The 25,647-nt window shown below is 63.3% G+C and carries 24 protein-coding genes; 16 read left to right on the plus strand and 8 right to left on the minus strand.

Annotated features, from left to right (window positions below):
- The 5 genes from H6X51_RS17730 to H6X51_RS17750 form a co-directional block, all read right to left on the minus strand.
- Positions 1 to 290: TonB-dependent receptor plug domain-containing protein (locus tag H6X51_RS17730; RefSeq protein ID WP_185268837.1), on the minus strand; the 290-nt coding region annotated here is incomplete at its 3' end.
- A gap of 236 nt (positions 291 to 526) precedes the next feature.
- The gene (exaC, locus tag H6X51_RS17735; RefSeq protein WP_185268801.1) at positions 527 to 2,047 is read right to left on the minus strand and encodes an acetaldehyde dehydrogenase ExaC; all 1,521 of its coding nucleotides are present in this window, start codon (positions 2,045 to 2,047) and stop codon (positions 527 to 529) included.
- A gap of 107 nt (positions 2,048 to 2,154) precedes the next feature.
- Complete coding sequence (locus H6X51_RS17740; protein ID WP_185268802.1) at positions 2,155 to 3,045, minus strand: D-hexose-6-phosphate mutarotase; 891 nt, start codon at positions 3,043 to 3,045, stop codon at positions 2,155 to 2,157.
- 2 nt (positions 3,046 to 3,047) lie between these two features.
- The gene (locus H6X51_RS17745) at positions 3,048 to 4,508 is read right to left on the minus strand and encodes an NAD-dependent succinate-semialdehyde dehydrogenase (protein WP_185268803.1); all 1,461 of its coding nucleotides are present in this window, start codon (positions 4,506 to 4,508) and stop codon (positions 3,048 to 3,050) included.
- A 154-nt stretch (positions 4,509 to 4,662) separates the two neighbouring features.
- Entirely contained in the window at positions 4,663 to 4,878 is a 216-nt protein-coding gene (locus H6X51_RS17750) for a dodecin (RefSeq protein ID WP_185268804.1), read from the minus strand.
- Between the two features lie 373 nt (positions 4,879 to 5,251).
- On the opposite strand from H6X51_RS17750, the gene H6X51_RS17755 reads away from it, so the two are divergent.
- The 4 genes from H6X51_RS17755 to H6X51_RS17770 all read left to right on the plus strand — a co-directional run bounded on the left by H6X51_RS17755 (position 5,252) and on the right by H6X51_RS17770 (position 10,279).
- Positions 5,252 to 6,628, plus strand: a complete 1,377-nt coding sequence (locus tag H6X51_RS17755) for an imelysin family protein (protein WP_185268805.1) — start codon at positions 5,252 to 5,254, stop codon at positions 6,626 to 6,628.
- A 93-nt stretch (positions 6,629 to 6,721) separates the two neighbouring features.
- Positions 6,722 to 8,122 (plus strand): di-heme oxidoreductase family protein, encoded by a 1,401-nt coding sequence (locus H6X51_RS17760; RefSeq protein WP_185268806.1) that lies wholly within the window; start codon positions 6,722 to 6,724, stop codon positions 8,120 to 8,122.
- An 11-nt stretch (positions 8,123 to 8,133) separates the two neighbouring features.
- Positions 8,134 to 9,180 carry an imelysin family protein gene (locus tag H6X51_RS17765; RefSeq protein WP_185268807.1) on the plus strand — a complete coding sequence of 349 codons (1,047 nt, stop codon included), beginning with the start codon at positions 8,134 to 8,136 and terminating at the stop codon, positions 9,178 to 9,180.
- A 1-nt stretch (position 9,181) separates the two neighbouring features.
- Positions 9,182 to 10,279, plus strand: a complete 1,098-nt coding sequence (locus H6X51_RS17770) for a DUF1513 domain-containing protein (protein WP_185268808.1) — start codon at positions 9,182 to 9,184, stop codon at positions 10,277 to 10,279.
- A 24-nt stretch (positions 10,280 to 10,303) separates the two neighbouring features.
- On the opposite strand, the gene H6X51_RS17775 is transcribed toward H6X51_RS17770, so the two are convergent.
- Positions 10,304 to 10,636 (minus strand): PilZ domain-containing protein, encoded by a 333-nt coding sequence (locus H6X51_RS17775; protein ID WP_185268809.1) that lies wholly within the window; start codon positions 10,634 to 10,636, stop codon positions 10,304 to 10,306.
- A gap of 213 nt (positions 10,637 to 10,849) precedes the next feature.
- Here H6X51_RS17775 and H6X51_RS17780 point away from each other — a divergent pair, with 213 nt between their 5' ends.
- Positions 10,850 to 11,359: a copper chaperone PCu(A)C gene (locus tag H6X51_RS17780; RefSeq protein ID WP_185268810.1), complete on the plus strand. Its 510-nt coding sequence runs from the start codon at positions 10,850 to 10,852 to the stop codon at positions 11,357 to 11,359.
- A 33-nt stretch (positions 11,360 to 11,392) separates the two neighbouring features.
- Here the strand turns inward: H6X51_RS17780 and gorA are convergent, their stop codons facing one another.
- Positions 11,393 to 12,757, minus strand: coding sequence for a glutathione-disulfide reductase (gorA, locus tag H6X51_RS17785; RefSeq protein WP_185268811.1), 1,365 nt, complete (start codon positions 12,755 to 12,757; stop codon positions 11,393 to 11,395).
- 381 nt (positions 12,758 to 13,138) lie between these two features.
- Positions 13,139 to 13,585 carry a hemerythrin domain-containing protein gene (locus H6X51_RS17790; protein ID WP_185268812.1) on the minus strand — a complete coding sequence of 149 codons (447 nt, stop codon included), beginning with the start codon at positions 13,583 to 13,585 and terminating at the stop codon, positions 13,139 to 13,141.
- Positions 13,586 to 13,841: 256 nt separating this feature from the next.
- Here H6X51_RS17790 and H6X51_RS17795 point away from each other — a divergent pair, with 256 nt between their 5' ends.
- From H6X51_RS17795 to nuoL, 11 genes are read left to right on the plus strand one after another with little or no spacing between them, the layout of a single operon-like run.
- Positions 13,842 to 14,252 (plus strand): NADH-quinone oxidoreductase subunit A, encoded by a 411-nt coding sequence (locus H6X51_RS17795; protein WP_185268813.1) that lies wholly within the window; start codon positions 13,842 to 13,844, stop codon positions 14,250 to 14,252.
- A gap of 10 nt (positions 14,253 to 14,262) precedes the next feature.
- Positions 14,263 to 14,940, plus strand: a complete 678-nt coding sequence (locus H6X51_RS17800) for an NADH-quinone oxidoreductase subunit B (RefSeq protein ID WP_185268814.1) — start codon at positions 14,263 to 14,265, stop codon at positions 14,938 to 14,940.
- Between the two features lie 54 nt (positions 14,941 to 14,994).
- Positions 14,995 to 16,779 (plus strand): NADH-quinone oxidoreductase subunit C/D, encoded by a 1,785-nt coding sequence (gene nuoC, locus H6X51_RS17805; RefSeq protein WP_185268815.1) that lies wholly within the window; start codon positions 14,995 to 14,997, stop codon positions 16,777 to 16,779.
- Between the two features lie 2 nt (positions 16,780 to 16,781).
- Positions 16,782 to 17,276 carry an NADH-quinone oxidoreductase subunit NuoE gene (nuoE, locus tag H6X51_RS17810; protein WP_407925989.1) on the plus strand — a complete coding sequence of 165 codons (495 nt, stop codon included), beginning with the start codon at positions 16,782 to 16,784 and terminating at the stop codon, positions 17,274 to 17,276.
- Positions 17,273 to 18,625: an NADH-quinone oxidoreductase subunit NuoF gene (nuoF, locus tag H6X51_RS17815; protein ID WP_185268816.1), complete on the plus strand. Its 1,353-nt coding sequence runs from the start codon at positions 17,273 to 17,275 to the stop codon at positions 18,623 to 18,625. Before nuoE ends, nuoF begins: the two co-directional genes overlap by 4 nt.
- Positions 18,626 to 18,683: 58 nt before the next feature.
- Positions 18,684 to 21,413, plus strand: coding sequence for an NADH-quinone oxidoreductase subunit NuoG (gene nuoG, locus H6X51_RS17820; protein ID WP_185268817.1), 2,730 nt, complete (start codon positions 18,684 to 18,686; stop codon positions 21,411 to 21,413).
- Positions 21,410 to 22,399 carry an NADH-quinone oxidoreductase subunit NuoH gene (nuoH, locus tag H6X51_RS17825; protein WP_185268818.1) on the plus strand — a complete coding sequence of 330 codons (990 nt, stop codon included), beginning with the start codon at positions 21,410 to 21,412 and terminating at the stop codon, positions 22,397 to 22,399. Before nuoG ends, nuoH begins: the two co-directional genes overlap by 4 nt.
- A 10-nt stretch (positions 22,400 to 22,409) precedes the next feature.
- A complete protein-coding gene (gene nuoI / locus H6X51_RS17830; protein WP_185268819.1) occupies positions 22,410 to 22,958 on the plus strand; it encodes an NADH-quinone oxidoreductase subunit NuoI in 549 nt (182 codons plus the stop codon).
- Between the two features lie 19 nt (positions 22,959 to 22,977).
- Positions 22,978 to 23,484: an NADH-quinone oxidoreductase subunit J gene (gene nuoJ, locus H6X51_RS17835; RefSeq protein WP_185268820.1), complete on the plus strand. Its 507-nt coding sequence runs from the start codon at positions 22,978 to 22,980 to the stop codon at positions 23,482 to 23,484.
- Entirely contained in the window at positions 23,481 to 23,789 is a 309-nt protein-coding gene (gene nuoK, locus H6X51_RS17840) for an NADH-quinone oxidoreductase subunit NuoK (RefSeq protein ID WP_185268821.1), read from the plus strand. Before nuoJ ends, nuoK begins: the two co-directional genes overlap by 4 nt.
- Positions 23,786 to 25,639, plus strand: a complete 1,854-nt coding sequence (gene nuoL, locus H6X51_RS17845; RefSeq protein WP_185268822.1) for an NADH-quinone oxidoreductase subunit L — start codon at positions 23,786 to 23,788, stop codon at positions 25,637 to 25,639. The genes nuoK and nuoL overlap by 4 nt, the downstream gene beginning before the upstream one ends.
- Positions 25,640 to 25,647 lie beyond the last annotated feature (8 nt).

The following is a 25,647-nucleotide window of genomic DNA, read 5'->3' on the forward strand; positions in this document are numbered from 1 at the left end:
GCGCGGGCGCCGAAGCCGCGCGAGGAGATCTGCAGGTCCTGGGCGTAGTTCTGCCGGTTCAGCGCCACCAGGCCGGGGACCCGCTGCAGGGATTCCGAAAGGTTGGCGCCCAGGTTGGGGGCGCTCAGTTGCTCGGCGCTAACGGTATGTCGGGCCAGCGGCAGTTGCAGGTCCTGGCCGTCATCGCCGCCGCCGAGGATGATCTGTGCCGGCAGGCTGAGCAGATCATCGGCATGGGCGTACGGTAGTGACGCCAGCAGCAATGCCAGCGCCAAGGGCGTCAGCTTCATGGCTCCATCAGGTGTGCTCCACATGGTCGTATCCCTTTTGTCATTTTTGTCATTGGCAAACGGGACCAGTTAAGCAGCACGATGATGATGCCCGACATGGTACTTTGGGCGTGTTTATCCGCCAGCTTGGTAGTAACCGGGACGAAGAAAAAAAGGCCCCGAAGGGCCTGAAGATGGTAAAGCATGCTACTGCGGCGTACCGGTGGAGCGGGCCGGCACGCCTGTTCACCGGCAGCTCAGAAGAAGCCCATCGGATTCACGTCGTAGCTGATCAGCAGGTTCTTGGTCTGCTGGTAGCTGTCGAGGATCATCTTGTGGGTCTCCCGGCCGACACCGGATTTCTTGTAGCCGCCAAAGGCGGCATGGGCCGGGTACATGTGGTAGCAGTTGGTCCACACCCGTCCGGCCTGGATGCCCCGGCCCATGCGGTAGGCGACGTTCATGTCGCGGGTCCAGACGCCGGCACCCAGGCCGAACTCGGTATCATTGGCGATGGCCAGCGCTTCGGCCTCGTCCTTGAAGGTGGTGACGCTGACCACCGGCCCGAAGATTTCCTCCTGGAACACACGCATCTTGTTGTGGCCCTTGAGCAGGGTCGGCTCGATGTAGTAACCGCCGCCCAGTTCGGCCTCCAGACGCTCGGCGTTGCCGCCGATGAGGAACTCGGCACCCTCCTCCCGGGCGATTTCCATATAGGACAGGATCTTGTCGAACTGCTGCTCGGAGGCCTGTGCGCCAACCTGGGTGTCGGTATCCAGCGGGTTGCCGCGCTTGATGCGGCGCGTGCGATCGAGCACCCGGCCGATGAAATCGTCGTACATGCTTTCCTGGATCAGCGCCCGGGATGGGCAGGTACAGATTTCACCCTGGTTGAAGAAGGCCAGCACCAGCCCCTCGGCAGCCTTGTCGATGAAGCTCTCTTCGGCCTTCATGATATCGGCGAAGTAGATATTCGGGGACTTGCCGCCCAGCTCGGTAGTGGACGGGATGATGTTCTCCGCCGCGCAGCGCATGATGTGCCGACCCACCGGGGTGGAGCCGGTGAAGGCGATCTTGGCGATACGCTTGCTGGTCGCCAGCGCCTCGCCGGCTTCGCGGCCATAACCATTGACGATATTCAGCACGCCGGGCGGCAGCAGGTCGCCGACCAGCTCGGCCAGTACCAGGATGCTGACCGGGGTCTGCTCGGCCGGTTTGAGTACGATGCAGTTGCCCGCTGCCAGCGCCGGCGCCAGCTTCCAGGCGGCCATCAGGATCGGGAAGTTCCAGGGAATGATCTGCCCCACCACGCCCAGCGGTTCATGGAAATGATAGGCCACGGTGGTTTCGTTGATTTCCGCGGTGCTGCCTTCCTGTGCACGGATGCAGCCGGCGAAATAGCGGAAGTGATCGGCCGCCAGCGGGATGTCGGCATTCAGCGTTTCACGCACCGCCTTGCCGTTGTCCCAGGTCTCGGCCACGGCGAGCAGTTCCAGGTTCTGCTCAATGCGGTCGGCAATCTTCAACAGGATGTGGGCGCGTTCCTGCACCGCGGTCTTGCCCCAGGCCGCCTTCGCCGCATGCGCGGCATCCAGCGCCAGATCGATATCCTCGGCGGTGGAACGGGGAATTTCGCAGATGGCTTCGCCGGTTACCGGCGTGGTGTTGGTAAAATACTGGCCTTTGACCGGGGCCACGAATTCACCGTTGATGAAGTTGCCATAACGGTTCTTGAAGGTGATGAGGGAGCCGGCAGCTCCGGGGTTGGCGTAGATCATTGTTGTGAGTCCTCTGTACGCAGCCTGGCCCCACGGCTCAGGTCATGCTTGGATACTAGTTACTCCATGCGCGCAGCGTGAATGCCTCCTTGGCAGGGCTGGTGTCGTTATTTAGTAGTAGATACCTCTGCCAGTGGCTGCTGGCGGCTGATGATGCTCTGCAGCCGCTGGACCTGTCCCGGTTCGACCAGGCGTGCATCCGGTCCGGCATTGGCTGCCTCGATGCACACCATGTGGCGATAGCCTTGTGCCGGGAACTGGCTCAGCCGCGCGCCCTTGTCCTGCCAGGGGTTCCATACCACCACCGACTGGCTGCCATGGCGCTGCACCCACAGCGGATCGGCGCTGCCATCGAGCAATTGCACATCCGCCGCGGTATCGAAATACACCCGATCCACCTCGCCGCGGAAGCGGATCGGCTGCTGCTGGCGGTACTGTGCATCCGCCTGCAGCTTATCGATGTAGCCCGCCCCCTGCAGTCCCAGGATCTGGACATTGCCGATATCATCGACCGGCAGGTAGCTGTGCAGGGCCTGGCTCAGCTTCTGGGCCCGGCTGCCGGTGTTGGTGCTGGTCAGCGTCACGCTCAGGCTGGCACCGAGCAGTATCTCGACCTGGACCGCCCAATGCTCGCCCGGCAACTGGCGGGTGATTTCCTGCTCGGGCAACTCCAGCACCAGGCGCACCTGCTGCGGATCGACCTGCGCCTGGCGTAACTGCCAATGGCTGGTACGCGCGATGCCGTGCGCCGGGCCCGGACGTTCATCGGCGAACCACGGCCAGCACAGGGGAATGCCACCGCGCAGCGCCGTGTCGGGCCTGGCCGGGTCCACCGGGCTCATCCACAGCAGCGGGCGCTGGCCGGCGGGAACGCAATCGATGATCTGCCCGCCCTGCAGCGCGACCCGGGCCCGCACTGCTGGGTGGTCGATGTCGATGAAGCGGCGCCCATGTTCATTGCTGGTCAGGCTGATGCCGGCGGGCAGTGTCCCTGTCATCCCTACTCCGCTCCCATGCACAGGTATTTGAGTTCGGTGTATTCATCCAGTCCGTGCCGTGAGCCTTCGCGCCCCAGCCCGGACTCCTTGACGCCGCCGAAGGGCGCCATGGGGTTGGAGATCAGCCCCTCGTTTATGCCGATGATGCCCGCCTCCAGGGCATCGGCCACGCGCCAGATGCGGTGGATGTCCCGACTGTAGAAATAGGCGGCAAGACCGAAGGGCGTGGCATTGGCCAGCTCGATGGCCTGCTCCTCGGTATCGAAACGCATGACCGCCGCCAGCGGTCCGAAGGTTTCCTCATGGCAGAGCTGCATATCGGTACTGATTTCGGTCAGCAGTACCGGCTGCACATAGTTGCCACGATCGGTATCCGGTACCGGGCCGCAGACCCGCTTGGCGCCCTTGGCCATGGCATCCTCGAAATGCTCGACCACCTTGTCCACTGCCTCTCCATTGATCAGGGCCGACTGGTTCACACCCTCCTCGAAACCGTCGCCGACGCGCAGCTTGCCCATGGCCTCGGCCAACCCGGCGACGAAGCTGTCATGCACGCCGGACTGCACCAGAAAGCGGTTGGCACAGACGCAGGTCTGGCCGGTATTGCGAAACTTGCAGACCATGGCGCCCTCGATGGCACGGCTGATATCCGCATCATCGAAGACGATGAACGGCGCGTTGCCACCCAGTTCCAGGGAGATCTTCTGGATATGCTCGGCGCACTGCGCCATCAGCCGGCGGCCGACATCAGTGGAGCCGGTGAAGCTCAGCTTGCGTACCTTGGAGTTGCTGGTCAGAGCCTGGCTGATGGTCTCGGCGCTGCCGGTGACCACATTGAACACCCCATGCGGAATGCCCGCCTCCTCCGCCAGCACCGCCAGCGCCAGGGCCGAGAACGGCGTCGCGCTGGCCGGTTTGACCAACATGGTGCAGCCAGCAGCCAGGGCGGCGCCGGCCTTGCGGGTGATCATCGCCGCCGGAAAATTCCATGGCGTGATCGCCGCACACACGCCCACTGGTTGGCGGGTAACCACGATATGCTGACCGACCCGCGCTCCGGGAATGGTTTCGCCATACATGCGCCGGGCCTCTTCGGCGAACCAGCGGATGAAGGAGGCCGCGTAGTCGATCTCGCCGCGGGACTCACTCATCGGCTTGCCCTGCTCCAGGGTCATCAGGGTTGCCAGGTCTTCACGGTGCTCGAGCATCAGGTCATGCCAGTCCATCATCCGGTCGGCCCGTTCCTGCGCGGTACGCGAGCGCCAATGCCGGAAAGCCGCCGCAGCCGCATCGACCGCCCGGTCTATTTCTTCCGCCGCCAGCCGCGGCACCTTCCCGATCGCATCACCGTTGGCCGGATTATGGACATCAAGGGTCTCGCCACTGCCGGCGTCGATCCAGCGACCATCGACATAGCATTGCTGGCGAAACAGATGGGGGGAGTTCAGGCGGGAAAGGGTCATGTATCCTCCTGCGCGCATGAGGCATGGGTGGAAAGGCCTGCATACAGGTTAGGCACAGCTCAGGGGGGACGCAAACCGCGGGCAGGGATATCACAGCGCAGCGCTTGCAGAGGGCAAGCCGGCGGCATGGACGCCACCGGCCAAGGTCATGCGGTCAACTTCCCTCGATGCGGAAACCGACCTTCAGGGTCACCTGAAAATGCGCAACCTTGCCATCGACGATATGCCCGCGAGTGTCGACCACCTCGAACCATTCGACATTCTTCACGCTCTTGCTGCACTCGGCGATGGCGCTGTGGATGGCATCCTCGATGCTGGTTGTCGACGAGCCAACCAGTTCCAGCTTTTTGTACGTGCGATGATCTGACATATCAACCTCCTCTTTGCCTGTTCTGAGTATGGCAAAGGATTGGCGGCATGGTTCAGCCTCGTCGCATCTTGCGCCCATCACCGGTCTTGGTCGGACAGCCGGGAGCCCGGCATTTCTCACCGCGGCTGCGCTCCAGTTCCTGCAACGCGTGCCATGCCCGGCACAGGGATCGGGAGGTTCCTGCCATCAAGGTCACATTGCTCATTGGAGCGGTCTCCGAAATGAAATGGATGGACCGAGTATTGTCCTACCCTGATCATCTGTCAATGAGAATTATTCGCATTATTTTCAATATTTCCGTGCCTTTACATTGCAATATGAAGATACAAGCCTATAATCGCAACGCAAATCATTATCACCGGAAAGCAACCCCATGGCCCGCACCTTTCGCTATACCTCCCTGGCTCTGACCATCTCTGCTGCAATCCTGCTGAGCGCCTGCGACAACGGCAAGGACAATGATCCGATTGCACAGTCCCCGGCGACCACCGAGCCCAGCGCCGTCGAGCAGGACCAGAGCGGTTCCGATACCGGCACCAGCGCCCCGGCGGCTGCCAGCATCAGTGAACAGGACGTCGCCAGTCATTATGCCGACCTGGCCCATGCCACCTATCTTGACGCCCTGACCACCGCCCAGGCCCTCGACAAGGCCGTCGACGCCCTGCTCGCCGAGCCGACCGAAGCCAACCTGGAAGCAGCCAAGCAGGCCTGGCTGACCGCACGTGTTCCCTATCAGCAGTCCGAGGTGTTCCGCTTCGGCAATGCCGTGGTGGATGACTGGGAAGGACAGGTCAATGCCTGGCCGCTGGACGAAGGCCTGATCGATTACGTCGACGCCGATGACTACCAGCATGAAATGGGCAACGAGGGTGCCACCGCCAACTTGATCGCCAACCAGACCCTGACCATCGGTGGTGAAACGCTGGATGCCAGCGAGCTGACGCCTCAACTGCTGGCCGATCTGAACGAAGTGGGTGGCTCCGAAGCCAACGTCGCCACCGGCTACCATGCCATCGAGTTCCTGCTGTGGGGCCAGGACCTGAATGGCTTCGAGGCCGGTGCCGGTCAGCGCCCGGTGACCGACTATGTCCAGGGCGAGGGCTGCACCAATGGCAACTGCGACCGCCGTGCCAGCTACCTGGACGCCGCCACCGACCTGCTGGTGAGCGACCTGCAATGGATGGTCGACCAGTGGTCCGCCGACGAACAAGGCAACTATCGCGCCGAGCTGCTTGCCCTACCCAATCAGGATGTGTTCCAGAAAATGCTGTTCGGCATGGGCTCGCTGTCATTGGGCGAGCTGGCGGGAGAACGGATGAAGGTCGCGCTGGAAGCCAACTCCTATGAGGACGAGCACGACTGCTTCAGCGATAACACCCACAACTCCCACTACTACAACGGCAAGGGTATCCAGAACGTCTACCTGGGCAGCTACCAGCGCCAGGACGGCTCGGTCATCAGCGGCCCTTCGCTCTCGGCACTGGTCGCCGAGAAGAATCCCGAGCTGGACCAGACCCTACGCGATGACCTGGACAACACCATGCAGGCGCTGACCACCATGAAACAGGCGGCCGAAGGCGAACCGGCCATGGCCTTCGACATGATGATCGCCCCGGGTAATGAAGCCGGCGCAAGGATCATCAACGATGCCATCGCCGCGCTCGCCCAGCAGACCGGCTCCATCGAACAGGTCGCCGCCGTGGTCGGTGTGGAATCCCTGCAGCCCGACGATGCCGGCCACTCCTTCTGACCGGCGATGATCAGGCGCAAGCCATCGGCCAGTTCCCAGCTGCCGATGGCTTTTGCGTTCATGCTTTTTACCCAGGCGATATAGATCACATTCATGAAACCGCTGTTATTGATCCCGGTCCTGGCACTGAGTCTCACTGCCGGTCCGACTTCGGCTGTCGAGTACCCGCTGCAGGACACACCGCAATCCGGTGGCGCCGGCAGCGTTGCCCAGAGCGACCACAACGCCTACTCCCTGCCCCAGGCCAATCTGCCGATATCCCGGCGTCTGGATTTCAGCGTGGGCAACAGTTTTTTTCGCAATCCCTGGGTAATCGCCCCCTCAAGCACTGACGCCCGCGATGGGCTGGGGCCGCTGTTCAACACCAACTCCTGCCAGGGTTGCCATATCAAGGACGGCCGCGGCCATCCGCCGGCACCCGGTGAAACCGCCGTATCGCTGTTTCTGCGACTGGCGGTGCCGGCTGGCCCGGATACCGATCCGCAGTTGCTGCGCGAACATGGCTTCGTGCCCGCCCCGGTGTATGGCAGCCAGTTGCAGACCGCTGCCATACCCGGCATGCAGCCCGAAGCGCAGCTGAACATAGCGTGGCAGGAGCGCGAGGAAACCCTGGGCGATGGCACCCGCGTAACACTGCGCAGCCCGGAATATCGCATCGACAATCCCAACTATGGCCCGCTGCCCGATGAGCTGTTGATTTCCCCGCGGGTAGCACCGCCGATGATCGGCCTGGGCCTGCTGGAAGCCATTGCGGAACAGGCCATTGTCGCCGCCGAAGACCCGGATGACCTCGATGGCGATGGCATTTCCGGCCGTGCCAACCGGGTCTGGGACCGGGCCGAGCAGCGCACCGTGCTGGGCCGTTTCGGCCTGAAGGCGGCCGAGCCCAACGTCATGCAACAGAGCATGGCCGCCTTCGCCGGCGACATGGGCCTGACTTCCAGCCTGGCACCGCACACCGACTGCACTCCCGAACAGCAGTGCGAGCGTTTTGTCGATGGTGGCGACCCGGAGGTCAGCGACAAGATCGCCGCCTTCGTCAACTTCTATGCCATGAGCCTGGCCGTACCCGAACGCCGCGACATGGACAGCCCCGCCGTGCAGCAAGGGGCGCAGCTGTTCAACGATATCGGCTGTGCCGCTTGCCACACCCCACGGCACGTCACCGGCGAACTGGACGGTCGCCCCGACCTGAGCAACCAGGTGATCTGGCCTTATACCGACCTGCTGCTGCATGACATGGGCGATGGTCTGGCCGATGGCCGTGCCGAGTTCCTCGCCGACGGCAACGAGTGGCGCACGCCGCCGCTGTGGGGGCTGGGGCTGACGCAGCAGATCAATCCGCGCGCGGGCTTCCTGCATGACGGTCGCGCACGGACGCCGGAGGAAGCCATCCTCTGGCATGGCGGCGAAGCCCAGGCGAGCAACGACCGCTATCGCGGGTTGCCGGCGGCGCTGCGCCAATCCTTGATCGCATTTCTAAACTCCCTGTAAACGGATCCCACATGTTCTCATTTTCCATCCTGAGTCTGCGCACCCTGAAGTGGGCCGGCGTTACCGCCCTGCTCACCGCCTCCGTCTGCAGTGCCGCCTGGGCGCAAACGCCCAGGGCAACCTGGCACGACTCGCTGGCCACCGGCTATACCGCCCTGGCCGAGCAGGCCGGCGCCCTGGACCAGGCCGCCAGCACCTATTGCCAGGCGCCCTCGACAGATACCCGCAGCCAGCTGGAAAGCGCCTGGCGCGAGGCGTTCGATAGCTGGCAGGCGGTGCGTTTCGTCGATTTCGGACCGGTCGAGCAGGACAATCTGGCCTGGCAGTTCCAGTTCTGGCCGGATGCCAAGAACACCGTCGCGCGCAAGGCCAACCAGTGGCTGGGCAGCGAGCAGCCGATCGGTGTCGAACAGCTGAAGGCCGACAGCGTGGCGGTCAAGGGCTTCCCGGCGCTGGAGTACCTGCTGTTCGATCCGCAGGCAGCCAAGAGCCAACCCTTGCCGCAGGAACGTGCCTGCGCCCTGCTGACCGGCATCACCGCGCTGCTGCAGCGCAACAGCGCGCAACTGCAACAGCAATGGCAGGACTTCCGCCCGCATTACCTGAACACCGAGCAGTTCCAGCGCACCACGGTGCTGGCCGCCATGCATGGCGTCGAAACCCTGCGCAACAAGCGTCTGGCCGCCCCCATGGGCCTGGAAGGCAAACCCCGGCGCAATCCCTATCTGGCCGATGCCTGGCGCAGTGAGCATTCGCTGGCCGGCATGCGCGCCAGCTTGGTCGGATTGCAGCAGTACTTCCTGCCCGGGCTGCGCCAATGGATGGACAATGACCAGGGTGCGGAACTGACCAACCGCCTGGATCAGCAATTGACCACAACCATACAGCGCCTGGAGAGGCAGCCGGCGGACCTGCAGCAACTGCTCGCCGATGATGACGGCTACCGTAACCTGCAGCTGATCTTCATCGAGGTCGACAAGCTGAACCAACTGCTGTCCGGCAACATCGCCAGCCAGTTGGGGATCATTCGCGGCTTCAACTCGAGCGACGGGGACTGATATGCAGCGCCGCCACTTCATCCAGCTGAGCCTGCTCGGCGTCGCCGCCGCCTGCAGCTGGCGCAGCTACGGTCTTGGCCCAGGGCAATCACCACTGCGCTTTCTCAGCTCGGTGAACGACGCCCAGGGTGAACACTTCATCGTCGCCGCCAATGCTGCCGGAGAGGAACTGTTCCGCCTGTCAGTAGCCGAGCGCTGTCACAGCGGCTGCCTGCACCCCCGTGCCGGGCAAGCGGTGATCATGTCCCGCAGGCCGGGAATAAATCTCTATGTAATCAATATGCTGGATGGCACTCTTGAGACACTGATCGAAGCCGGAGAGGACTTTCACTTCTACGGCCACGGGGTGTTCAGTCAGGATGGCACGCGCTTCTACGCCACCGCCAATCACTATCCCAGTGGCGAGGGTTACATTCGCGTCTACGCCGCCGATGAGCACTACCGGCACCTGCAGGACTTCCCCGTTGCCGGCATGGACCCGCATGAACTGCGCCTGCACCCGGATGGCCAACGCCTGGTGATTGCCATGGGCGGGATCCAGACCCATCCCGACTATGGTCGGATCAAGCTGAACCTGGAGTCCATGCAACCCGCCCTGATCGTCATGGATCGCCACAACGGGGCGATCCTGCAGCGCTGCGAGCCGTCCCATCACCAGCTCAGTTGTCACCACCTGGATATCAGTCGTGATGGGGTAGTGATTGCCGGCTATCAGTTCGAAGGTCCGCAATGGGAAACACCACCGCTGATCGCCCGGCTGGATACCGATACCGGCGCATTCAGCGAGATTGCCCTGCCCGGCCCGGAGCAGGCGCGCCTGGGCAACTATACCGCCAGTGTCGCGATCAGCCGCCACTCTCCGGTTGCGGCGATCACCGCGCCCCGGGGTGATTGTGTGATGTTGCTGGATTATCGTTCCGGCGAGCCCCTGCACATTGTGCCGCTGGCTGACCCGGGCGGCGTGCTGGCCGACCAGGATGGGAGCTTCATAGTGTCATCGGGTGCCGGCGGCCTGTTCCGTGTCGAGGCCGGCGGTGCCGAGCCGCAGTTGCTGGCCCAGCATGCAGTGCATTGGGACAACCACCTCACCCGGGCCTGACTTTCCGGGTGTGGCTGACACCGATCAGCGGCTGGAGACCATGCGTTCTATGCAGCGGCGGGATTCATCCGGCAGGTGGGTGAACTGCAGGCCGGTCCAGTACTGACCACCGGCCATGCTTTCGCGATGCCAGCGGCTTTCGGCATCGAGCATGATCTCACTGACGCCATCCAAGTTCATCGGCAGGTTGACCTGCAACGCCCAGGCCCGGTTCAGCTCTATCGGTCGTTCGCTCAGCAGCATCAATCCCTCGGTGTGAAGATCCACCACCCGCCCCAGCAATTCCCCGCTGTCAAGGTCATATACCTCCAGGCTGCTGCTCACGTGATGGCGCTCCAGTTTCCGTCGTTCGTTCATGGGATGTTCTGCCTGACATAGGACCGCAAGTCTGAGGTTTTTTCGTGATGGCGAAAAGCTATGGTTCGCATATTTATGTAAACATTGCAGCGGTTTGTGACGCAGGTCAATTCCTTGCCAGCTTGCACCCCGCAGGAGCCTGACCCATACTCGGGCCGACTCGAACAACAGACATTCATCAGCCCGTCAGTGGCTGTGTACCGGGGGATATTCATGCGACTCATCCATATCGGCCTGCTGCTTGGTGCGGCCATGCTCAGCGCCCAATCCATGGCTCATGACCACACCGCAGGCGACCTGCATATCGAGCATCCCTGGTCGCGGGCACTACCACCGGTAGCCCCCACCGGCGCCGCCTACCTGAGCATAGAGAACCGCGGCCAGCACAGCGACCGGCTGCTCGCCGCCGACACGCCCATCGCCGGGCATGCCGAGCTGCATGAACATGTGCACCAGGACGGCCTGATGAAGATGCAGCAGATCGACAGTATCGAGATAGCACCCGGTGAGCGGGTGGAGTTCACCCCAGGCGGGCATCACATCATGCTGTTCGATCTCAAGCAGCCGCTGGTGGCCGGCAGCAGCTACCCCGTGACGCTGACCTTCGAGCAGGCCGGTGAAGTGGATATAGAAGTGATGGTCAGAGGCGAAGAGGACAAGGGCCAGGCCGGCGATGCCCATCACTCGACGCATGAGCATGAGCAGCACGACCACCATCACTGAGCCGCATGGTGGCCGTCAGGGCCTGTTCCCGTCTCAGTCCTTGCGGGTCGGTGTGCGCATGGTCACGAACTCTTCCGCCGCGGTGGGGTGAATCCCCAGCGTGGCATCGAATACCGCCTTGGTCGCCCCGGCCTTGAGCGCCACGGCCAGCCCCTGAATGATCTCCCCGGCATCCGGGCCAACCATGTGCACACCCAGCACCCGGTCGGTCCGCTGGTCTACCAGTAGCTTCATGAAACTCTGCTCCTGATTGCCGGCCAGGGTGTTGCGCATCGGCCGGAAACGGCTCTCATAGATATCCAGCCTGTGCCCCTTGGCCCGCGCCTGCTCCTCGGTCAGTCCCAGGGTGGCGATGTTCGGGATGCAGAACACCGCTGTGGCGATATCTGCATAGTCCACCGGCAGATACTCCTCCGGCCGGTACAACCGCCGTGCCAGCGCCATGCCTTCGGCCAGGGCAACCGGGGTCAGCTGGATGGTATTGGTGACATCGCCCACGGCGAAGATCGCCGGATCGCTGGTCTGGTAATCGGCATCCACCTTGACGAAGCCCTTGTCGTCGAGGGTGACCTCGGTATTCTCCAGGCCCAGGCCGTCCAGCTTGGGACGCCGCCCGGTGGCATACAGCACCAGATCGGTTTCCAGGGTCTCACCATCTTTCAGCACCACCCGCAGGCTGCCATCGGCCTGCTTGTCTACCTTCGCCACATCGGCATTGAAGCGCAGGTCCAGCCCCTTGTTCTGCAGCGTCACTACCATGTGGTCGCGCAGGCCCTGATCGAAACCACGCAGGAACTGCTCGCCGCGATACAACAGAGCGGTATCGCATCCCAGGCCATGGAAGATGCTGGCGAACTCGATGGCGATATAGCCGCCACCGACCACCAGGCAGCGCCTGGGCAGCTCATCCAGGAAAAACACCTCATTGGAGCTGATGACATGCTCGCGCCCCGGGAAGTCCGGAATGAACGGCCAGCCGCCGGTGGCGATGAGAATGCGCTCGGCACTGAAACGCTGCTCGCCAACCGCAACGGTGTGCGAGTCCAGCAGTTGCGCACGCCCCTGTACCAGCGTCACCCCGGCGGAGGTCAGCAGGTTATGGTAGATGCCGTTGAGCCGGTTGATCTCGGTGTTCTTGTTCTCGACCAGACGCTTCCAGTCGAAGCCTGCGCCGGCCAGATTCCAGCCATAGCCCTGGGCGTCGCTGAAGTCCTCAGCAAAATGCGCGGCGTAGGCGAACAGTTTCTTCGGCACGCAACCGACGTTGACGCAGGTCCCCCCCAGATAGAGCTCCTCGGCTACCGCCACCCGGGCGCCGAACCCCGCCGCCATCCGGCTGGCACGTACACCACCCGACCCGGCACCGATCACGAAAAGGTCAAAATCATATTCCGGCATGCTTACTGTCCTGCGATTGATGCAAAGGGCACAGCATACCCGATTGCTGCGTGACGGGGATGGCGTAATGCTGTTCACTTAACCCTGTCCCTCGCCTCACTGCTATCCTTCACCTTCTCCCTCACCGTCATCCTTCGCGCAGGCGAAGGATGACGAGGTAGAAAGCAATCCCGCATTGTTTCAGGTCAACGCTGGAATGGGGCAACAAACCCATTAGCGTGAAAGTCGCGCAGCGCCGGAAGAGGGAGCGATCACGCCGCTGCGGACTTTCATTATTCGGGGTGCCGGCGGCGACATGATCGTTAAGTGAACAGCATAAATGGGGATGGCGAGACCGGCGGCCACTCTCGGCGAGCGCCGCCACCCTGGCCTGGCACAAACTCAGTCCTGCTGCCCGAGCAGTTCCTCGTACTCATCGTTGTACTGGTCGGCCAGTTCGCTTTTCTGCCGATCGGTCAGCAGTTTGCCGGCCATCTGAAAGAACTTCTGCTCTTCCTCCCGCAGGTGGTGCAGCACCTTGTCCCCCAGGGCGCGGGCAGTCGCCAGCCATGCCGGGCTGGACATATCGGTGTCGTCCAGCTTCTCCATCAGCTCATCCATTTCATGATGCTCGGCAATCGCATGCCGGCTCAGGTCGACACCATTTTCGTGGGCCATCAGCGGGATATAGAAGTAGCGTTCCTCGGCGGTCTCGTGGGCATGCAGCTCTTCCTTGAGTTGCTGATAAGCATCCACCCGCTCCGGCGTATCGCCACTGGTCAGCAACACCGCCTCGACATACTGACGCTGCCTGTCGTGGCTCACCCGCAATGCTTCGAAGATGGTCATGGCACGGCTCTCCATTCTCAGCTCTGTAGCGCTTTCGACCCGCCTCGCTGGGCTAAGTTCAGCCTCCAGGCAGCCAGTGCCTGGCCCTCCATTCACCGCGGATTCACAAAAATAAACCGTCTCCTTCCCGTGGACTGCCATTACCCCCTTTCATAACCTGCCCGGCAGGCATACAATACGGCAACTCGACGCGAACATCTGGTTACAGTTCCGCGCATATAACCAATAATCAAGCCGTTTCTCCAAGGAGTCCGGCATGCCTGATGCTGTATCGACATTGCCCCACAACTGGGCATTGGCTGCTTTTCTGCTGGGTGTTCTAGGCCTGTGCGCTTTCATGTTGCTGGTATCCAGCGTGCTGGGCAGCAAAGCCTGGGGGCGCAGCAAGAACGAACCCTTCGAGTCCGGTATCGTCTCCACCGGTGATACCCGCCTGCGTTTCTCCGCCAAATTCTATCTGGTCGCGATGCTCTTCGTGATCTTCGATGTCGAAGCCCTATTCCTGTTTGCATGGGCCGTCTCGGTACGCGAAAGCGGCTGGGCCGGCTTCATCGGAGCCTCTATCTTTATTTCAATTCTAGTTGCGGGTCTTGTCTATGAAGCGGCTATCGGTGCCCTTGATTGGTCACCGGCGGGCCGTCGCAGGAGGCAGGCGAAGCTAAAATGAGGCTTTTGACATGCAATATGAACTTATTCGGATCGATCCGGATGCCGTCAATGACGAGTATCCCATCGGTACCAGGGAGAACGTCGACGATTCGCTACTGAAAGACCAGGTTCACCGCAACATCTTCATGGGCAAGCTTGAGGATGTCGTCAGCGGCGCAGTGAACTGGGGACGCAAGAACTCACTCTGGCCGTACAACTTCGGCCTCTCCTGCTGTTATGTGGAGATGACCACCGCCTTCACTGCGCCGCACGACATCGCGCGCTTCGGTGCGGAGGTCATCCGTGCCTCCCCGCGCCAGGCCGACTTCATGGTCATCGCCGGTACCTGCTTCGTGAAGATGGCGCCGGTCATCCAGCGCCTGTACGAGCAGATGCTGGAGCCCAAGTGGGTCATTTCCATGGGTGCCTGCGCCAACTCCGGCGGCATGTACGACATCTATTCCGTAGTCCAGGGGGTGGACAAGTTCCTGCCCGTGGATGTCTATATCCCCGGCTGCCCGCCCCGCCCCGAGGCGTTCCTGCAGGGCCTGATGCTTTTGCAGGAATCCATCGGCAAGGAGCGTCGCCCGCTGTCCTGGGTCGTTGGAGACCAGGGCATCTACCGGGCGGACATGCCTTCGCAACGCGAGCAAAACCGTGACCGACGCATTCAGGTCACCAACCTGCGCACCCCTGACGACGTGTGAACCGGCAAACGCCAACACCGCCGCCGTATTCACCGTTGACCGATAGCGATCCCTATGAAGACTGCAGACCAGGCGCTGTACATACCCCCATACCAGGCTGACGACCAGCGTGTCGTCGCCGAGTTGTCCGCTCATTTTGGAGCCGAAAAGCTGACCATCCAGCCCAGTCTCACCGGCATGCCGGTGGTCTGGGTTGCGCGCGAGCAGTTGCTGGCGGTGCTGCGCTTGCTGCGCCAGCTGCCGCAGCCCTACGTCATGCTGTATGACCTGCACGGCGTGGACGAGCGCCTGCGCACCCATCGTCAGGGGCTGCCTGACGCGGACTTCAGCGTGTTCTACCATCTCATGTCGCTGGAGCGTAACAGCGACGTGATGATCAAGGTGGCACTGAAGGAAGGTGATCTCAACCTGCCCACCGCCTCGTCCATATGGCCGAATGCCGACTGGTACGAACGCGAAGTATGGGACATGTACGGCATCCATTTCGAGGATCACCCACGCCTGACCCGCCTGCTGATGCCGCCGACCTGGGAAGGTCATCCGCTGCGCAAGGACTACCCCGCGCGGGCCACCGAGTTCGACCCCTTCAGCCTCACCGCCGCCCGGCAGGACGCCGAACAGGAAGCCCTACGCTTCAAGCCCGAAGACTGGGGCATGAAACGTGGCGGCGAGCATGAGGACTTCATGTTCCTCAACCTCGGCCCGAACCACCCTTCGGCCCACGGCGCCTTCCGTATCATCCTGCAGCTCGATGGCGAGGAGATCGTCGATTGCGTACCGGAAATCGGCTACCACCACCGCGGTGCCGAGAAGATGGCCGAGCGCCAGAGCTGGCACAGCTTCATTCCTTATACCGACCGTATCGACTACCTGGGCGGAGTAATGAACAACCTGCCCTACGTGCTGGCGGTGGAAAAGCTCGCCGGTATCACCGTGCCGCAACGGGTCGATGTGATCCGTATCATGATGGCCGAGTTCTTCCGTATCCAGAACCACCTGCTGTACCTGGGCACCTATATCCAGGACGTCGGTGCCATGACCCCGGTGTTCTTCACCTTCACCGACCGCCAGCGCGCCTACAAGGTGATAGAGGCGATCACCGGCTTCCGCATGCACCCGGCCTGGTACCGCATCGGCGGCGTGGCCCATGACCTGCCGCGTGGCTGGGACAGGCTGGTACGCGAATTCCTCGACTGGATGCCCAAGCGCCTCAACGAATACGAAAAGGCGGCGCTGAAGAACAGCATCCTGATCGGCCGCACCAAGGGCGTGGCCGACTACAACACCAAACAGGCGCTGGAATGGGGCGTGACCGGTGCCGGTCTGCGTGCCACCGGCTGCGACTTCGACATCCGCAAGGCCCGCCCCTACTCCGGCTACGAGAACTTCGAGTTCGAAGTCCCGCTGGCAGCCAATGGCGATGCCTACGACCGCTGCATGGTGAAGATGGGCGAGATGCGCGAAAGCCTGAAGATCATCGAGCAGTGCCTGAACAACATGCCCGAAGGCCCGTACAAGGCAGACCACCCGCTGACCACGCCGCCGCCGAAGGAACGTACGCTGCAGCACATCGAGACGCTGATCACGCACTTCCTGCAGGTGTCCTGGGGTCCGGTGATGCCAGCCAACGAGTCGTTCCAGATGATCGAGGCGACCAAGGGCATCAACAGCTACTACCTGACCAGCGACGGCAGCACCATGAGCTACCGCACGCGTATCCGCACGCCCAGTTTCCCGCACCTGCAGCAGATCCCCTCGGTGATTCGCGGCAGCATGGTGTCGGACCTGATCGCCTACCTGGGCAGTATCGACTTCGTTATGGCTGACGTGGACCGCTGATTATGACTACGTTGATTAAGACTGATCGTTTCACTCTCAGTGATGCCGAACGTGCGGCCATCGAGCAGGAAATGCACCACTACGAGGACCCGCGCGCGGCCTCGATCGAGGCGCTGAAGATTGTCCAACAGCAGCGCGGCTGGGTGCCGGACGGCGCCGCCGACGCTATTGGCGAGATCCTCGGCATCCCCGCCAGCGACGTGGAGGGTGTCGCCACCTTCTACAGCCAGATCTTCCGCCAGCCGGTGGGCCGGCACATCATCCGCGTATGCGACAGCATGACCTGCTATATCGGCGGACATGAAAGCATTCTCGACAGTATCCAGGGCCAGCTCGGCATCGGCCCCGGCCAGACCACGGCCGACAACCGCTTCACGCTGTTGCCGGTGTGCTGCCTGGGCAATTGCGACAAGGCCCCGGCGCTGATGATCGACGACGACACCTTCGGCGATGTCAGCGCCGACGGCGTGGCCGCACTGCTGGAGGCCTACCCATGAAGACGCTTGCTTCGTTCGGTCCCGCCAACCGTATCGCCCGCACCGAAGAAACCCACCCGCTGACCTGGCGCCTGCGTAGCGATGGCCAGCCGGTGTGGCTGGAGGAGTATCAGCAGAAGAATGGCTACGCGGCGGCGCGCAAGGCGCTGCTGGAGATGGGCCAGGCTGATATCGTCAGCACGGTCAAGGATTCCGGCCTCAAGGGTCGGGGTGGCGCCGGCTTCCCCACCGGGGTGAAGTGGAGCCTGATGCCGGCGGACGAGTCGCTGAACATCCGCTACCTGCTGTGCAATGCCGACGAGATGGAGCCCAACACCTGGAAGGACCGCATGCTGATGGAGCAGCTGCCGCACTTGCTGATCGAAGGCATGCTGATCTCGGCGCGGGCGCTCAAGGCCTACCGTGGCTACATCTTTCTGCGCGGCGAATATGTCGATGCCGCCCGCCACCTCAGACATGCGGTGGAGGAAGCCAAGGCCGCCGGCCTGCTGGGCAAGAACATCCTCGGCTCGGGCTTCGACTTCGAGCTGTTCGTGCACACCGGCGCCGGACGCTATATCTGCGGTGAGGAAACCGCGCTGATCAACTCCCTGGAGGGTCGCCGCGCCAACCCCCGGGCCAAGCCGCCGTTCCCCGCCGCGGTCGGCGTCTGGGGCAAGCCGACCTGTGTCAACAACGTGGAAACCCTGTGCAACGTACCGGCCATCGTCGCCCACGGCGTGCCTTGGTACACCGGCCTGGCCCGCCCCGACAGTGGCGATCACGGCACCAAGCTGATGGGCTTCTCCGGCAAGGTGAAGAACCCCGGGATCTGGGAGCTGCCCTTCGGCATCACCGCCCGCGAACTGTTCGAGGAGTATGCCGGCGGCATGCGTGACGGCTTTACCCTCAAGTGCTGGCAGCCCGGCGGCGCCGGTACCGGCTTCCTGTTGCCCGAGCACCTGGAGGCGCAGATGTACTCCGGTGGCATCGGCAAGGTCGGCACCCGCATGGGTACCGGCCTGGCGCTGGCGGTGGACCACACGGTGAACATGGTCTCGCTGCTGCGCAACATGGAGGAGTTCTTTGCCCGCGAGTCCTGCGGCTGGTGCACCCCCTGCCGCGACGGCCTGCCGTGGAGCGTGAAGACCCTGCGCGCGCTGGAGCGTGGCCAGGGCCGCCCCGAGGACCTGGAAGTGCTGCTGCGCCTGGTGGACTTTCTCGGGCCGGGCAAGACCTTCTGCGCCCATGCACCGGGCGCGGTGGAGCCGCTGGGCAGCGCTATCAAGTATTTCCGTGACGAGTTCGAGGCCGGTATCAGCCAGGCGGCAGCCGCCGACAGGCCAACCGCCGAGTTCGTGCAGGCGTGACCAGACAAGCGAATTCCATTAGCAGCACCCGTATGACGGGTAAGAAGAAAGTACAACCATGGCCACTATTCATGTAGATGGTAAGCAATACGAAGTCGACGGGGCGGACAACCTGCTGCAGGCCTGCCTGTCCCTCGGCCTCGATGTTCCCTACTTCTGCTGGCACCCTGCGCTGGGTAGCGTGGGCGCCTGCCGCCAGTGTGCGGTCAAGCAGTACAGCGACGAGAACGATACCCGCGGCCGACTGGTCATGTCGTGCATGACCCCGGCTACCGACAACAGCTGGATATCGATCGACGACGAGGAAGCCAAGGCATTCCGCGCCAGTGTCATCGAATGGTTGATGATCAACCACCCGCATGACTGCCCGGTGTGCGAGGAAGGCGGTCACTGCCACCTGCAGGACATGACCGTGATGACCGGTCACAACCAGCGTCGCTACCGCTTCAGCAAGCGCACCCACGTGAACCAGGAACTGGGGCCGTTCATCGCCCACGAGATGAACCGCTGCATCGCCTGCTACCGTTGCGTGCGCTACTACAAGGACTACGCCGGCGGCACCGACCTGGGCGTGTTCGGCGCCAACGACCAGGTGTATTTCGGCCGGGTCGAGGATGGCACCCTGGAGAGCGAGTTCTCCGGCAACCTGACCGAGGTCTGCCCCACCGGGGTATTCACCGACAAGACCCACTCCGAGCGCTACAACCGCAAGTGGGACATGCAGTTCGCCCCGAGCATCTGCCACGGCTGCGCCTCGGGCTGCAACACCAGCCCCGGCGAGCGCTATGGCGAGATCCGCCGCATCGAGAACCGTTTCAACGGCTCGGTCAACCATTACTTCCTCTGCGACCGCGGACGTTTCGGCTACGGCTACGTCAACCGCGAAGACCGGCCACGCCAGCCGATCGTGCAGCGCTCGAAGCTGACCATGGGCATCGACGCGGCACTGGACCAGGCCGCCGGCCTGCTCAACCGCCGCCGTATCATCGGTATCGGCTCGCCACGCGCCAGCCTGGAAAGCAACTTCGCACTGCGCGAGCTGGTGGGTGCCGAGGACTTCTTTTCCGGTATCGCCCGGGAAGAGCTGGACAATATCCAGCTGGTTCGCCAGATACTGCAGGACGGCCCGCTGCCGGTCGCCTCGATCCGCGACATGGAAGCCCATGATGCCGTGTTCGTGCTCGGCGAGGACCTGACCCAGACCGCTGCGCGCATCGCCCTGGCGCTGCGCCAGGCGGCCAGGGGCAAGGCCACCGAGCTGGCCAAGGCCGCTGGCATCCAGGACTGGCACCAGGCCGCGGTGCAGAACATCGCCCAAGGCGCGCAGAACCCGGTGTTCATCGCCAGTCTCGACAGCACCCGGCTGGACGATATCGCCGCCGAGTCGGTACATGCTGCGCCGGACGACCTGGCCCGCCTCGGCTGTGCCGTGGCCCATGCCATCGACCCCAGCGCCCCAGCGGTAGCCGGCCTGGAAAGCGAGGCGGCGGAACTGGCAGAGCGTATCGCCCAGGCGCTGCTCGCTGCCAAGCGTCCGCTGCTGGTCTCCGGCGCCTCGCTGGGCAGTCGCGCAATCATCGAGGCGGCGGCGAATATCGCCCAGGCCCTGAAGAATCGCCAGAAGAACGCCTCCATCAGCCTGGTGGTACCCGAAGCCAACAGCATGGGCATGGCCATGCTGCTGGCCGGAGAAAGCGCTGACAAGTCCGTCGAGGCGGCCCTGGCCGCGCTGAGCGCCGGTCAGTACGACGCCCTGGTGGTACTGGAAAACGACCTGTACCGCCGCGCCGACAAGGCCAGCGTGGATGCAGCCCTGGCGGCGGTCGGTGTGATCATCGCCGCCGATCACCAGCAGACCCCGACCACTGACCGTGCCCACCTGCTGCTGCCGGCTTCCAGCTTCGCCGAGGGCGATGGCACCCTGGTCAGCCAGGAGGGCCGCGCCCAGCGCTTCTTCCAGGTGTTCGACCCGAGCTACTACAAGCCGGAGGTGTTGATCCGCGAGGGCTGGCGCTGGATGCATGCGCTGCGCAGCACCCTGCTCGGCCAGCCGGTGGACTGGACCACACTGGACCAGGTGACCGCTGCCTGCGCCCAGGTGCATCCGCGCCTGGCGCCGATTACCGAGGCAGCGCCGGATGCCGGCTTCCGTATCCGCGGTCTCAAGCTGGCCCGCTCACCGCACCGCTACAGCGGCCGGACCGCCATGCGCGCCAATCTCAGCGTACACGAGCCGCGTCAGCCGCAGGATCCGGACAGCGCTTTCGCCTTCTCCATGGAAGGTTATGCCGGCAGCCGCGAGCAACGCCAGCAGGTGCCCTTCGCCTGGTCGCCGGGCTGGAACTCGCCGCAGGCCTGGAACAAGTTCCAGGACGAGGTCGGCGGTCATCTGCGCAGCGGCGACCCGGGTGTGCGGCTGTTCGATGGCGCGCGTATGGATCTGCACTGGACTGCCCCGCCGGCGGCATTCGCCCCGGCCCAGGGCACCTGGCAGGTGGTAGCGCTGCATCACCTGTTCGGTAGCGAGGAAAACAGCAGTCGCGCAGCGCCCATCCAGGAACGCATGCCACAACCCTATATCGCCCTGGCCGAAGCCGAGGCCGCTCGTCTGGGTGTCAACGAGGGGGCTCTGCTGGGTTTCACGCTCGGCACCGAGGTGTTGCAACTGCCGCTGCGGATCAGCGCTGACCTGCCGCTGGGCGTGGCCGGCCTGCCGGCTGGCCTGCCGAGTATCCCACCGTTGACCAGCAATGCCGTGGTGACCGAACTGAGGGAGGCTGCACAATGAGCTGGCTCACACCCGAGGTGATCGCCATCCTGATCAGCGTGCTCAAGGCCATCGTCATTCTGTTGGCGGTGGTGATTGCCGGCGCGCTGCTGAGCTTTGTCGAACGCCGCCTGCTGGCTGTCTGGCAGGATCGCTACGGACCCAACCGGGTCGGCCCGTTCGGCATGTTCCAGATCGTCGCGGACATGCTGAAGATGTTCTTCAAGGAAGACTGGACCCCGCGGTTCGCCGACCGGCTGATCTTCACCCTGGCACCGGTGGTGGCGATGAGCTCGCTGCTGGTGGCCTTCATCGTGGTGCCGATCACTCCCACCTGGGGCGTGGCGGACCTGAATATCGGCCTGCTGTTCTTCTTCGCCATGGCCGGCCTGACGGTCTATGCGGTGCTGTTCGCCGGCTGGGCCAGCAACAACAAGTTCGCCCTGCTCGGCGGCTTGCGCGCCGCGGCCCAGACCCTGTCCTACGAGGTGTTCCTGGGCCTGTCGCTGATGGGTATCGTGGCCCAGACCGGCTCGTTCAACCTGCGCGATATCGTCGCCTACCAGGCCGACAACCTGTGGTTCATCATCCCGCAGATCTTCGGCTTCCTGACCTTCTTCATCGCCGGCGTGGCGGTGACCCACCGTCACCCGTTCGACCAACCGGAGGCGGAACAGGAACTGGCCGATGGTTACCACGTGGAATACGCCGGGATGAAATGGGGCATGTTCTTCGTCGGCGAGTACATCGGCATAGTATTGGTCTCGGCGTTGCTGGCGACGCTGTTCTTCGGTGGTTGGCACGGCCCCTTCGATCTGCTGCCGCAACTGCCGTTCCTGTGGTTCGCGCTGAAGACCGGTTTCTTCATCATGATCTTCATCCTGCTGCGCGCCTCGCTGCCCAGGCCGCGCTATGACCAGATGATGGCGTTCGGCTGGAAGGTCTGCCTGCCATTGACCCTGATCAACCTGCTGGTGACCGGCGCGATAGTGCTGGCGGCAGCCTGAGGAGAAAGCCATGATCAAATCGATTATTCATGTAGTGCATGGCACCTACACCCAGCTGCGCAGCCTGGTGATGATTTTCGGCCATGCGTTTCGCAAGCGTGACACCCTGCAGTATCCGGAAGAGCCGGTGTACCTGCCGCCACGCTACCGTGGCCGCATAGTGCTGACCCGCGACCCCGATGGCGAGGAGCGCTGCGTGGCCTGCAACCTGTGCGCGGCGGCCTGCCCGGTGGGCTGCATTTCCCTGCAGAAGGCCGAAACCGAGGATGGACGCTGGTACCCGGAGTTCTTCCGCATCAACTTCTCGCGCTGCATCTTCTGCGGCCTGTGCGAGGAGGCCTGCCCGACCACCGCGATCCAGCTGACCCCGGACTTCGAGCTGGCCGAGTACAAGCGTCAGGATCTGGTATTCGAGAAGGAAGACCTGATGATTGCCGGCACCGGCAAGAACCCGGACTACAACTTCTATCGCGTGTCCGGCCTGTCGATCGCCGGCAAGCCCAAGGGCGCGGCGCAGAACGAGGCTGAGCCGGTCAATATCAAGGGCCTGCTGCCATGACGCCTGTGAGGAATATCTGATGGAATTTGCCTTTTATTTCTCCGCCGGAGTGGCCGTCGCCGCCACCCTGATGGTGATCATCAATACCCGCGCGGTCCATGCGCTGCTGTATCTGGTCACCTCGCTGCTGGCGGTATCGATGTGCTTCTTCTCCCTCGGCGCGCCCTTTGCCGGAGTGCTGGAGATCATCGTCTACGCCGGCGCCATCATGGTGCTGTTCGTGTTCGTGGTGATGATGCTCAACCTGGGCTCCGGTAGCGAACAGCAGGAGCGCCAGTGGCTCAGCCCGCGTGGCTGGATCGGGCCGGGGTTGCTCTCCGGCCTGCTGCTCGCGCAGTTGCTCTACGTGCTGTTCAGCGAGCCGTCCTCGGGTACCGTCAGCGGTGCCACTGTGGATGCCAAGGCGGTGGGCTTCGCCCTGTTCGGCCCCTACATCCTGGCCGTCGAGCTGGCGGCGATGATGCTGCTGGCGGCGATGGTCACCGCCTTCCACATCGGACGCCATGAAGCCAAGGAGGTAGCATGAGCGGTATTCCCATGGAGCACGGCCTGGCCCTGGCCGCCGTGCTGTTCAGTCTCGGCCTGGCCGGGCTGATGATTCGTCGCAACATCCTGTATGTGCTGATGAGCCTGGAGATCATGATGAACGCCGCCGCTCTGGCCTTCGTCGTGGCTGGTGCCCGCTGGGAGCAGCCCGATGGCCAGGTGATGTTCATCATGGTGATTACCCTTGCAGCCGCCGAGGCCAGTATCGGTCTGGCCATCCTGCTGCAACTGTATCGCCGCTTCAGAACCCTGGATATCGATGCTGCCAGTGAGATGCGCGGATGAACCTTCTATTTCTAACCCTGCTGTTTCCACTGATCGGCTTCCTGCTGCTGGCCTTCTCCCGCGGGCGCTGGTCGGAAAACACCTCGGCGCTGGTCGGCGTCGGCTCGGTCGGCCTGTCGGCGCTGGTCAGTGCCTGGATCATCTTCCAGTTCAGCACCGGCGCGTTGCAGGACGGGGCCTATATCCAGGTGCTCTGGCAATGGATGGCGGTGGGCAACTTCACCCCCAGCCTGACCCTGTACCTGGATGGCCTGTCGCTGACCATGCTCGGCGTGGTTACCGGCGTGGGCTTTCTGATCCACCTGTTCGCCAGCTGGTACATGCGCGGTGAGGAAGGCTACTCGCGGTTCTTCGCCTACACCAACCTGTTCATCGCCAGCATGCTGTGCCTGGTGCTGGCCGATGACCTGCTGTTCCTCTATCTCGGTTGGGAAGGCGTGGGCGTGTGCAGTTACCTGCTGATCGGCTTCTACTATACCGAACGCAAGAACGGCAATGCCGCGCTCAAGGCCTTCCTGGTCACCCGGGTCGGTGACGTGTTGATGGCCTTCGGTCTGTTCATCCTGTTCGTGCAGCTCGGTACGCTGAACATTCAGCAGTTGCTGGTGCAGGCACCGTTGCTGTTCGCCGAGGGCGACTTCTGGATCACCCTGGCCACCCTGTCGCTGCTCGGCGGCGCGGTGGGCAAGTCCGCCCAGCTGCCGTTGCAGACCTGGCTGGCCGACGCCATGGCCGGTCCCACGCCGGTGTCGGCGCTGATCCACGCGGCGACCATGGTCACCGCCGGCGTCTACCTGATCGCGCGTACCCACGGCCTGTTCCTGCTGACGCCGGACATCCTGCAACTGGTCGGTATCGTCGGTGGCGCCACCCTGCTGCTGGCCGGCTTCGCCGCCCTGGTACAGACCGATATCAAGCGTATCCTCGCCTATTCGACCATGAGCCAGCTCGGCTACATGTTCCTGGCCCTCGGCGTCGGTGCCTGGGAAGCGGCGATCTTCCACCTGATGACCCACGCCTTCTTCAAGGCCCTGCTGTTCCTCGCTTCCGGCTCGGTGATCCATGCCTGCCACCACGAGCAGAACATCTTCCGCATGGGTGGACTGTGGAACAAGCTGCCGGTGGCCTACGCCAGCTTCATCGTCGGTGGCGCGGCGCTGGCGGCGCTGCCGCTGCTGACGGCCGGCTTCTATTCCAAGGACGAGATCCTCTGGGAAGCCTTCGCCAGCGGCAACCATGTACTGCTGTACGCCGGTCTGCTGGGTGCCCTGCTGACCTCCATCTATACCTTCCGGCTGATCTTCGTGGTGTTCCACGGTGAGGCTCAGACCCAGGCCCATGCCGGCAAGGGGCTGGCGCACAACCTGCCGCTGATCGTGCTGATCATCCTCTCGACCTTCATCGGCGCCCTGATCACTCCACCGCTGGCCGGCGTGCTGCCGCAGAGCGTCGGGCATGCCGGTGGCGAAGGACGCATGGGCCTGGAAGTGCTGTCGGGCATCATCGCGGTGGCAGGCATCCTGCTCGCGGCCTGGCTGTACCTGGGCCGCCGCGGCGTGGTCAAGGCTATCGGCAACAGTGCTCCGGGCCGCTTCCTGACCGCCTGGTGGTATGCCGCCTGGGGCTTCGACTGGCTGTATGACAAGGTATTCGTGCAGCCCTACCTGTGGCTCGCCCGGGTGCTGGCCCGCGACCCGCTGGATCGCACCATTGGCATCCTGCCGCTGCTGGCGCGCGGTGGCCATGCGCTGCTCAGTCGCAGCGAGAATGGCCAGATCCGCTGGTACGCCGCCTCCATCGCCGGTGGCGCGGTACTGGTGATCGGCATGTTGCTGCTGTCGGCCGTCTGATTATGAAT

This window comes from Halopseudomonas xiamenensis, from assembly GCF_014219065.1.
Lineage (GTDB): Bacteria > Pseudomonadota > Gammaproteobacteria > Pseudomonadales > Pseudomonadaceae > Halopseudomonas > Halopseudomonas xiamenensis.

Excerpts from the sequence above, each read along its gene's own strand:
- nuoK (WP_185268821.1), top strand. The coding sequence starts at position 23,481 with ATGAGCGGTATTCCCATGGAGCACGGCCTGGCCCTGGCCGCCGTGCTG.
- H6X51_RS17750 (WP_185268804.1), bottom strand. The coding sequence starts at position 4,878 with ATGTCAGATCATCGCACGTACAAAAAGCTGGAACTGGTTGGCTCGTCG.
- nuoJ (WP_185268820.1), top strand. The coding sequence starts at position 22,978 with ATGGAATTTGCCTTTTATTTCTCCGCCGGAGTGGCCGTCGCCGCCACC.
- nuoI (WP_185268819.1), top strand. The coding sequence starts at position 22,410 with ATGATCAAATCGATTATTCATGTAGTGCATGGCACCTACACCCAGCTG.
- H6X51_RS17755 (WP_185268805.1), top strand. The coding sequence starts at position 5,252 with ATGGCCCGCACCTTTCGCTATACCTCCCTGGCTCTGACCATCTCTGCT.
- gorA (WP_185268811.1), bottom strand. The coding sequence starts at position 12,757 with ATGCCGGAATATGATTTTGACCTTTTCGTGATCGGTGCCGGGTCGGGT.
- H6X51_RS17800 (WP_185268814.1), top strand. The coding sequence starts at position 14,263 with ATGCAATATGAACTTATTCGGATCGATCCGGATGCCGTCAATGACGAG.
- H6X51_RS17740 (WP_185268802.1), bottom strand. The coding sequence starts at position 3,045 with ATGACAGGGACACTGCCCGCCGGCATCAGCCTGACCAGCAATGAACAT.
- H6X51_RS17770 (WP_185268808.1), top strand. The coding sequence starts at position 9,182 with ATGCAGCGCCGCCACTTCATCCAGCTGAGCCTGCTCGGCGTCGCCGCC.
- nuoL (WP_185268822.1), top strand. The coding sequence starts at position 23,786 with ATGAACCTTCTATTTCTAACCCTGCTGTTTCCACTGATCGGCTTCCTG.
- H6X51_RS17765 (WP_185268807.1), top strand. The coding sequence starts at position 8,134 with ATGTTCTCATTTTCCATCCTGAGTCTGCGCACCCTGAAGTGGGCCGGC.
- H6X51_RS17760 (WP_185268806.1), top strand. The coding sequence starts at position 6,722 with ATGAAACCGCTGTTATTGATCCCGGTCCTGGCACTGAGTCTCACTGCC.
- H6X51_RS17790 (WP_185268812.1), bottom strand. The coding sequence starts at position 13,585 with ATGACCATCTTCGAAGCATTGCGGGTGAGCCACGACAGGCAGCGTCAG.
- H6X51_RS17745 (WP_185268803.1), bottom strand. The coding sequence starts at position 4,508 with ATGACCCTTTCCCGCCTGAACTCCCCCCATCTGTTTCGCCAGCAATGC.
- H6X51_RS17795 (WP_185268813.1), top strand. The coding sequence starts at position 13,842 with ATGCCTGATGCTGTATCGACATTGCCCCACAACTGGGCATTGGCTGCT.
- H6X51_RS17775 (WP_185268809.1), bottom strand. The coding sequence starts at position 10,636 with ATGAACGAACGACGGAAACTGGAGCGCCATCACGTGAGCAGCAGCCTG.
- nuoE (WP_407925989.1), top strand. The coding sequence starts at position 16,782 with ATGACTACGTTGATTAAGACTGATCGTTTCACTCTCAGTGATGCCGAA.
- H6X51_RS17780 (WP_185268810.1), top strand. The coding sequence starts at position 10,850 with ATGCGACTCATCCATATCGGCCTGCTGCTTGGTGCGGCCATGCTCAGC.
- nuoG (WP_185268817.1), top strand. The coding sequence starts at position 18,684 with ATGGCCACTATTCATGTAGATGGTAAGCAATACGAAGTCGACGGGGCG.
- exaC (WP_185268801.1), bottom strand. The coding sequence starts at position 2,047 with ATGATCTACGCCAACCCCGGAGCTGCCGGCTCCCTCATCACCTTCAAG.
- nuoC (WP_185268815.1), top strand. The coding sequence starts at position 14,995 with ATGAAGACTGCAGACCAGGCGCTGTACATACCCCCATACCAGGCTGAC.
- nuoH (WP_185268818.1), top strand. The coding sequence starts at position 21,410 with ATGAGCTGGCTCACACCCGAGGTGATCGCCATCCTGATCAGCGTGCTC.
- nuoF (WP_185268816.1), top strand. The coding sequence starts at position 17,273 with ATGAAGACGCTTGCTTCGTTCGGTCCCGCCAACCGTATCGCCCGCACC.